Source organism: Kitasatospora sp. NPDC048365 (genome assembly GCF_043200835.1).
Lineage (GTDB): Bacteria > Actinomycetota > Actinomycetes > Streptomycetales > Streptomycetaceae > Kitasatospora > Kitasatospora terrestris.
In genome coordinates this window covers 45089-53034 of sequence record NZ_JBICYJ010000055.1, presented here as the reverse complement: position 1 = coordinate 53034, position 7946 = coordinate 45089, and the positions used below count along the sequence as shown (strand labels likewise).

At 74.3% G+C, this 7946-nt stretch carries 8 protein-coding genes; 4 read left to right on the top strand and 4 right to left on the bottom strand.

The window, feature by feature from the left end; genetic code table 11:
- Positions 1-218: 218 nt before the first annotated feature.
- Complete coding sequence (locus ACGFX4_RS36170) at positions 219-1031, bottom strand: beta-glucanase (RefSeq protein WP_393084082.1); 813 nt, start codon at positions 1029-1031, stop codon at positions 219-221.
- Positions 1032-1213: 182 nt separating this feature from the next.
- A complete protein-coding gene (locus ACGFX4_RS36165) occupies positions 1214-2083 on the bottom strand; it encodes a LysR family transcriptional regulator (RefSeq protein WP_393084079.1) in 870 nt (289 codons plus the stop codon).
- Positions 2084-2156: 73 nt separating this feature from the next.
- Here ACGFX4_RS36165 and ACGFX4_RS36160 point away from each other — a divergent pair, with 73 nt between their 5' ends.
- The 4 genes from ACGFX4_RS36160 (at position 2157) to ACGFX4_RS36145 (ending at position 6082) form a co-directional block, all read left to right on the top strand.
- Positions 2157-3497, top strand: coding sequence for an MFS transporter (locus ACGFX4_RS36160; RefSeq protein ID WP_393084076.1), 1341 nt, complete (start codon positions 2157-2159; stop codon positions 3495-3497).
- A 45-nt stretch (positions 3498-3542) separates the two neighbouring features.
- Positions 3543-4280, top strand: coding sequence for a VOC family protein (locus tag ACGFX4_RS36155; RefSeq protein ID WP_393084073.1), 738 nt, complete (start codon positions 3543-3545; stop codon positions 4278-4280).
- Positions 4281-4378: 98 nt separating this feature from the next.
- On the top strand, positions 4379-5614 hold the full coding sequence (locus ACGFX4_RS36150) for a PP2C family protein-serine/threonine phosphatase (RefSeq protein WP_393084069.1): 1236 nt from the start codon (positions 4379-4381) through the stop codon (positions 5612-5614).
- A 96-nt stretch (positions 5615-5710) separates the two neighbouring features.
- On the top strand, positions 5711-6082 hold the full coding sequence (locus ACGFX4_RS36145) for a ClpX C4-type zinc finger protein (RefSeq protein ID WP_393084067.1): 372 nt from the start codon (positions 5711-5713) through the stop codon (positions 6080-6082).
- Positions 6083-6131: 49 nt separating this feature from the next.
- On the opposite strand, the gene ACGFX4_RS36140 is transcribed toward ACGFX4_RS36145, so the two are convergent.
- Together ACGFX4_RS36140 and ACGFX4_RS36135 are read right to left on the bottom strand one after the other, a co-directional pair.
- Positions 6132-6920, bottom strand: a complete 789-nt coding sequence (locus tag ACGFX4_RS36140; RefSeq protein ID WP_393084064.1) for a hypothetical protein — start codon at positions 6918-6920, stop codon at positions 6132-6134.
- A 166-nt stretch (positions 6921-7086) separates the two neighbouring features.
- Complete coding sequence (locus ACGFX4_RS36135; RefSeq protein ID WP_393084061.1) at positions 7087-7908, bottom strand: beta-glucanase; 822 nt, start codon at positions 7906-7908, stop codon at positions 7087-7089.
- Positions 7909-7946 lie beyond the last annotated feature (38 nt).

Sequence of the window (7946 nt, the reverse complement as noted above, 5' to 3'; positions counted from 1 at the left end):
TGTGGTCTGCCCCGTGCTCGGGCGGCGGCGCCAGACCCGGCGGCCGCGAGCGGTGCCCAGCTCGGGCTGGTGAGCTCCTGGACCACCCGGTCCGGGGGGGGGGGGGGGGGGGGGGGGGGGGGGGGCGGCCCCCCCCCCCCCCCCCCCACGGCGGCCTCGCGTCCCCGGTGCCTCGCGTCCACGGCGGCCTCGACTTCACGTCCGGCCGCCGGGGTGGATCAGGCAGCGGCGGGCCGGTAGACGGTGATGCTGTCGATCGCGAAGCTGATCGGGGTCTGCGCCGGCGGGGCCCGGTGGTAACGCCCGTTGTTCACCGAGAGGTTCAGCACCGGGTAGGCAACGAAGTTCGGCCCCACGCCGGTGTGGTCCTCGAACGCGATCTTCAGCCGGTCCTGGGTGGGGCCGACGTACCAGACGGTGTTGTCCGCGCCGAAGCGGGCGCCGACGTAGATCCACGCGCCGGCCTCGATCTCGTCGGAACTGTAGCTGCCGTTCCCGCCGCGGACGTGGTTGACGAACTCGACGACTCCGGGACGGTCCCCGTGCCATTCGAAGACGTCGATCTCGTTGCGTCCGTCCCGCCACGTCCACAGCGCCGGCCACGCGCCCGAACCGGCCGCGGGCAGCCGCACCCGGGCCAGCAGGATGTCCCCGGTCCGGACCTCGGCGCCGCTGCCGCCCGAGCCGCAGGAGTCACCGGTGGTGACGAGCCCGGTGTTCCACCGCCCGTTGCCGGCGGGCGCGGCGGTGATCACCAGCGTGCCGTTCTCGTGCCTCAGGGCGTCGGGCGTCAGGTGGTCCAGCTTGAAGTCCCCGGGGTTGTCGGTGCAGTTGCCGCTGTAGGCGCCGGTCTTCCAGCCCCAGGTACCGCCGGCGCCGACGCTCGCGCGGTCGAAGGTGTCGCGGAAGGCCACCTTCGCCTTCCCGAACGGCACCGGGGTCGACAGGTCCGAGGTCGCGTCCGGCAGTTGCGGGCCGATGCTGTTGATCAGGCCGACCACCATCGAGACTATGAGCGACAGCCACTGCACGGCGGATCCCCTCGACGCACCTTCCATCCGGGCCGAAGCCACCCGACGAGCACGTAGCCTGCCCCCCATCCGCGGCGCGCTGCAGCCGAATGCACAACTGTCCACCCGTTCGGACGCCGCTCCCACCCCTGCGGGTGAAGCGAGCTGCACGGACGGCGCGGCACACGGGGCTGTTCACCGTGTCAGGGCCGGTCCTCGCCGAGGATTCCGCGGGCGACGGCGGGCAGGGCATCGGTGAGGACGGCGGGTTGGGGCGGCCGGGTGATCAGGGAGACCGTGACCTGGCCGGGGACGGGGGACGGCAGGACCCGGCTGGCGGGGTCGGCCCACCAGCGGGCGGCCAGGAGCGGGACGAGTGCGGCGGCGCCGCGCTGGTGGGCGATCCGCAGGGTGGCCTCGATCGTGGGGCCGGGCCGCGGCGTGGCGCCGAGGGCGGAGAGCTTCGCCCGGACGCTGTCGCCGGCCAGGTCGATGGTGGAGTAGAGCACCGTCCGCCCGGCGAGCGGCCGCCGGCCCTTCCCGGGGGGAGCCGCCCCGGCCGGGAGGACCAGGGTCAGCGGCGAGGTCCCGAGGTGCGTGGACCTGAGTCCTCGGGGCAGACCGGTCTGTTCGGCGATGGTGACGATCGCGGCGTCCAGCAGGCCGTCGTGGACCTGCTGGACCAGCACCGGCCCGTGGTCGATCCCGGGGTGGACGGTGAGGCCGGGGAGTTCGGCGTCCAGGACGGTGAACACGATCGGCGAGAGCGCCTGGATCGTGCCGACGGACAGCGCGGGGGCGTCGGTCGCGGCCAGGACCTGGTCGGGCAGCGCGTCGATCTCGGCCAGCAGCCGGGCGGCCTGGCGGGCGAGCTCCCGGCCCGCCGGGGTGGGCCGGGCACCGGTGGTGTCGCGTTCGAACAGGCGGGTGGCGAGCCGGCGTTCCAGGGCCGCCAGGCGGCGGGACGCCGACGGCTGGGTGGTCAGCAGTTCCTTGGCGGCCGCGCCGACCGAGCCGTGGCGGGCGACGGCCTCGGTCAGCGCCAGGTCCTCGACGCTCAGGCGGGAGGTCATGCCCGCAGTGTATGAGTGACCCGTGTCAGGCGGCCGCTACCTGCGGCGGCGGCGGGCGAACAGGATCGGAGGAGTGAAGAGACCTCTGGTGCTGCTGACCGTGATCACGTTCGTGACCTGGACCGGGAGCCGGCTGACCGCCGTCGCCCTGCCGCTGGTCGCGCTGGCCGAGACCGGCGAGGCCTGGGCGACCGGGCTGGTCGGCGGGACGGCCGGGATCCCCCTGCTGACGGTGGGGTGGTGGGGCCGGGGGGTGCGCGAGCGGCTGACCTCCGGTCGGGCCCTGGCGGTGGTGACCGCCGTGAACGCCGCCGGCCTGGCCGTCGTCCCGGTGGCGGCCCTGGCCGGGCAGGTCGGCGCGGTCGCGCTGTGCGTATCGGGGCTGGTGAGCGGAGCGGCGGGCGCCCTGCTGGGGCCGGCCCAGCAGGCGCTGGTGGCCGACCTCGCCGAACTCCCTGACGTCCCCGCACCCGCCGACGCCGCCGCTGCCGAACTCCCCGACGTCCCCGCACCCACCGACGTCCAGGCCGCGCAGGGCGGCCGCGGAGGCCCGGCCCGGTGGCTGGCGTGGCAGGATCTGGCCCACCGGATCTCGATGATCTTCGCGCCCGCCGCCGGGGCCTGGTTCGTCGTCACCTGGGGAGCGCAGCCGCTGCTGTGGGCGGAGACGCTGGTCGTCGCCGTGGCCGCCGGTGCGATGCTCGCGGTCCCCACGGCCGTGCGCCCGCACGACCGGCCCGCCGGCGGCGGGACGGCCCGCGGCGCCTCAGCGCTGCGGGTGGCGAGGGCGCGCCCCCAGGTGGCCGTCGGCATCCTGATGGCCGGGGTCGGCGGCCTCTGCTGGTTCGGCTTCAGCCTGGGCCTGGCCGTCCTCGGCGTCGAGTACGGCCGGCCCGGCGCGCTGATCGCCGCCGGGATGGGTGGGTACGGGACCGCGTCCGTGGCCGTCTCGCTCCTGGTCCCGCTGGTCGTCCACCGGCTGCCGCGGGTGCCGCTGATGGTGTTCTCCTGGGTGGTGCTCGGGATCGCGTTCGTCCTGCTGCCGTCCGTCGCACCGGACCTGACGGGCATCTGCGTGACGGCCGCGGTGGCCGGCGCGGCGATGCCGTGGGGCATCGCGGCCCTGGACACCCTGATCAGCGAGCAGACCTCCGGCGCCGAACGCCGGGCGGCGTTCAGCGCGCAGACCGTCCTGCACTCGGGCGGGGCCTCGCTGGGCCTGCTGGCCGGCGGCGCCCTGATCGGGTGGGCCGGGGTCGGGCCCGTCCTGGTCGCCACCGGCCTCGCCCAGGTGCTGGCCGCGGCGGGCGGGGCCCTGTGGGCCTGGCGGGCACGCCGTACCCCGACCTCACCGGGCGTCAACCGTGCGCCGTCCCAAGCCGAACGGCCGCGTACCTCGACGATCGGCGCCTGAAACAAACAGCACACGAATGACGTATCACCTCTTATGATCACCGTCATGGCAACGCGACTTGTACAGATCAACATGAAGGCCCACGACGACGCGGCGCTCGGCCGGTTCTGGGCGGAGGTGCTCGGCTGGGGCATCGACAGCGAGGCACCCGGCGTCACCAACCTCGAACCCGTGGGCTTCGACTACCCCGATCCCGTGGCGGTCTGCATCGACATCGTCGCCAGCCAGGAGCCCAAGACGGGGAAGAACCGGGTCCACCTCGATCTCGCCTCCACCTCGGCCGAGCACCAGGCGGAGCTGGTCGCCCGGCTGAAGGAGCTCGGCGCGACGGTCGCCGACGTGGGCCAGGGCGACGTGCCGTGGACGGTCATGGCCGACCCGGAGGGCAACGAGTTCTGCGTCCTGGACCCCCACCCGCTCAACATGGACACCGGGCCGATCGCCGCGGTGGTCGTCGACTGCGCCGACCCGCGGGAGATGGCCCGGTTCTGGGGCGGGGCGATCGACTGGAAGCTGTACGAGGTCGACGACGACCACGCGGTCATGCGTTCCGCCCAGGGCGTCGGCCCGTACCTGGAGTTCCACCGCTCCCCCGACACCAAGAACGGGTGGAACCGGGTCCACCTCGACATCAGCCCCTACAAGGGTGACGACCCGGCGGCGGAGGAGGCCCGGCTGCGCGCCCTGGGCGCCACCGACACCGGCATCGACCCCTCGGCGATCTCCTGGACGGTCCTGGCCGACACCGAGGGCAACGAGTTCTGCCTCCTCAGCCCCCGCTGACTGCGCGCCGGACGGCGGGGCCACGGCGCTGACCTGCGCGGCTGCGGCGCAGGTCGCTCCTATCCTGGTCGGAGGGCACCGACAGGGCGGAGAGGCGGATGGCCGAGGCGGGTATCGACTACGCGGCGGTGTTCCGGTCGCTGCCCGGCGCGGTCGGGCTGCTCACTCCGGAGCTGGTGTTCGCCGACGCCAACGTGGCGTTCCTGCGCCAGGCCGGGCGGACCCGGGAGCAGGTGGTCGGCCGGCACCTGTTCGACGCCTTCCCCGGCCAGCCGCACGACGCGGACGCCTCCGGCATGCGGAACCTGGAGGCGTCGCTGCGCCGGGTGCTGGACGGCGAGGTCAGCGACGTCATGCCGGTCCAGCGCTACGACATCGAGGCCTCCCCCGGGCGGTGGGAGGAGCGGTACTGGAGCCCGGTCAACGCCCCCGTCTTCGGGCCCGACGGGCGGGTGGTGCTGGTGATCCACCGGGTGGAAGAGGTCACCGAGCTGATCCGCGCGGCCGACGGACGCACGGCCGACGGGCGCGGCGCCGGCCTGCGGGTGGAGGCCGAGCTGTACAGCCGGCTGCGCGAGCTGGAGGAGGTCAACCAGCGCCTGCGCCTGGCCCACGCCCGCGAACGCGAGGTCGCCCTCGCCCTCCAGGGCGCCATGCTGCCCCCGGCCCGGCCGATCCGCCTCCACCGCACCGCGGTGCGCTACCAGCCGGCCACCGCCGCGCTGAACGTCTGCGGGGACTGGTACGACCTGGAGCCGCTGCTGGGCGGCGACCGGATCGCCGTCACCGTCGGCGACGTCGTCGGACACGGCCTGGCGGCCGCCGTCGTCATGGGCCAGCTGCGCAGCGCCCTGTCCGCCGCGTCGCTGGTGGCCGCGGGCCCCGCGCAGGCGCTCGACGCGCTCGGCCGCTACGCCCACTTCCTCGACGGCGCCGAATCGACCACCGCCGTGACCTGTTTCATCGACTGGGACCGGCGCACGATCAGCTACTCCAGTGCCGGGCACCTGCCGCCCGTCCTCCTGCACACGGGGGCCGTGGCGGAGCTGCTCGACGGCGCTACCGATCCCCCGTTGGACGCCCACCCCGAACCCACCCCCCGGCCGCAGGCCGCCGTCCCGTTCGCGCCGGGCGACCTCCTCGTCCTGTACACGGACGGCCTGGTGGAACGCCGCGGCGAGGACATCGACACCGGGCTGGACCGCCTGGTCGCCTCCGTCCGCCGCCACCACGCCCTCCCCGAGCCGGGCGGGATCGCCGACGCGGTCCTCGGCGACCTGCTGCCCGCCGAGGGCGCCACGGACGACACCGCGCTCGTGATCGTCTGCCTTTGACGCCCCGCCGGGACGCTTGTCAGGAGTACCCTGACAGACCTACGCTGCCGTCAGGATCGGCCTGACAGGCAGGCCTCCGGCGGAGGCGAGGTCACCGTGGCCGGTGGGACGACGGGGCGCGACGGACGGGCATGCTCGTTCTGCGCCAAGCCCGAGGCGGAGGTGACCAAGCTGGTCGCCGGGCCGGGCGTGAACATCTGCACCGAGTGCGTGGACCTGGCCGCCTCGATCGTCGCCGAGTACCGACCGGGCCCGGTCGACCTGCGGATGCCGATCTGGAGCGAGCTCACCGACCCCGAGCTGCTGGAGCGCCTGCCCAAGGTCGCGGCCCTCGCCCAGCAGCTGGAGGCCGACCTGCGCACCTGGGTCGCGGAGCTGCGCCGACGCGGCGTCACCTGGGCGCGGATCGGCGAGGCGCTCGGCGTCTCCCGCCAGTCCGCCTGGGAGCGCTTCTCCGACGAGGCCTGACCCGGCCGCTCCCCGCCCGCTCCGTTGCCGCTCCCCCGTGGCGGTCGGATCAGGCGGGTCGGCTGTCGGCGAGGACGGTTCGCGCGTGGGCGGCGTACCGGGCGAAGAGCTCCGGATGGTCGGCCCTGAGAATGTCCGAGACGGGCGAGTCGGCCCGGCGCAGGCCGGCGAGGTACGGGGAGACGCGGCAACGCCCGGTGTCGGCATCGGGGTCGACGATGTTCAGGTAGCCCGTGGGGAGGTGCCCGGTGATCCTGACAGCGATCTTCCCCGGATGGCCCTCGGCCGCGAACCGCTGGGCGATGTCGGTCAGTTGGCGGACGGAGTGGGCCGCCAGAGCGGGCAGGTCCGGATCGCCGATGCTGGTGGCGTAGGCGGCGAGCAGGTCCGACCCGGGGTCGGCAACGATGTAGGTGATGTCGACGCCGCGGCTCAGCAGCCTGCGGACGGGCCCGGCGTAGTCCTCCTCCGGCCGTGAGACGTACAGGCTCACCAGGCTGCGCAGCGCGACGCCGATCTCGATGATCTCGGACCGCGCCTCGCGTTGGAACTCCGCCTTCTCCGCCGGTCCGGGCCTGCCCTCGGCGCGGACCCTGATGCGCTGCCCGGTGTCGAGCCGGTCGTCCAGCAGCGTGGTCATCTCGTCGAGGAAGCGCTGCCGCTCGGCGTCGCGGAGGAAGAGGTCGTAGTAGAACGGGATGGCGATGCCGGCCGCGGCGAAGAGAGCCAGTTCGTTCAGCGCCGCCCACCAGAAGCCGTCGCGGCCGTTGGACAGGAGCGCCAGGCTGAGTCCGGCGAGCAGCACGCAGACGGCGAGGACACTGCGGTATCGGCGCAACAGACTCGGCCCCGCCATTGCGTCCCCCCGATGCCGCCGTCCGCCCCCAGCGGATGAGCACTACCCCCGCTGCGGGCGGGCAACCGCGGAACCGTGCGAGCCCGTGAATGGCACGGGACGGGACGCGGACGGCACGCGGCGGTGTCGGCCGTGGCGCGGACGGGCCTCAGCGCGGGGAGCGGCAGGCCGTACCGCTGACGGCGTCCGGGGCCGCGGCGGCGGGGCCTGCCGGGGGGCGCTGGACGGTCACGCAGTCGACGCCGAAGGTGATCGGTGTGGCGTCGGTGGGTCGGGGGTGCCAGTGGCCGTTGCTCACCGAGAGGCTGACCACCGGGTGGGCGCGGAAGCCGGGTCCGACGCCGGTGCCGTCGCTGTGGACCGCCGGGATCCGGTCGGGTGAGTCGCCGGCGTACCAGGTGACGCTCTGTTCGCCGAAGTGGGCGCCGATGTAGATCCAGTGGCCCGGGGCGACGGCGGGGGCGTGGTGGTAGTGGACGGAGAAGCGGACGTGGTTGACGAACTCGAGGGTGTCGGGATGGTCCTCGTGCCATTCGAAGACGTCGACCTCGCTGCCGTTGTCGCGCCAGGTCCAGACGGCCGGCCAGGCGCCGGTGCCGGAGTCCGGGAGGCGGACGTGGGCGAGCAGGACGTCCCCGGTGGTCACCGCGGCCTTGTTCCCGCCGTTGTCGCAGGTGTTGTCGGTGGTCAGCAGGCCGGTCGACCAGTGCCCGTCGGAGCGGGGGGTGGCGGTGATGGTGAGGTGGCCCGCGTCGGTGGCCAGGGCCTCGGGCGTGAGGTGGTCGAGCTTGAAGTCCCCGGAGTTGGTCGGCAGGCAGGCGTACGCGAGCGAGTCCGTGCTCCAGGTCCGGCCGGGGCCCGCGGCGAGGTGCTCGAACCGGTCGAGCAGCACGGGCGGGGCCGGCGCGGCCGCGTCCAGGAGCGCGCTCAGGGCCACGGCCGCCGACATCAGGGGCAGCAGGAGGGGCATTGCGCGGCCTTTCGCGAGCACGGGTTTCCTGTCACTCA

What these genes read in the sequence shown, in the direction of transcription:
- ACGFX4_RS36165 (WP_393084079.1), bottom strand. Translation starts at nt 2,083, where the DNA reads ATGACCTCCCGCCTGAGCGTCGAGGACCTGGCGCTGACCGAGGCCGTC.
- ACGFX4_RS36150 (WP_393084069.1), top strand. Translation starts at nt 4,379, where the DNA reads ATGGCCGAGGCGGGTATCGACTACGCGGCGGTGTTCCGGTCGCTGCCC.
- ACGFX4_RS36155 (WP_393084073.1), top strand. Translation starts at nt 3,543, where the DNA reads ATGGCAACGCGACTTGTACAGATCAACATGAAGGCCCACGACGACGCG.
- ACGFX4_RS36135 (WP_393084061.1), bottom strand. Translation starts at nt 7,908, where the DNA reads ATGCCCCTCCTGCTGCCCCTGATGTCGGCGGCCGTGGCCCTGAGCGCG.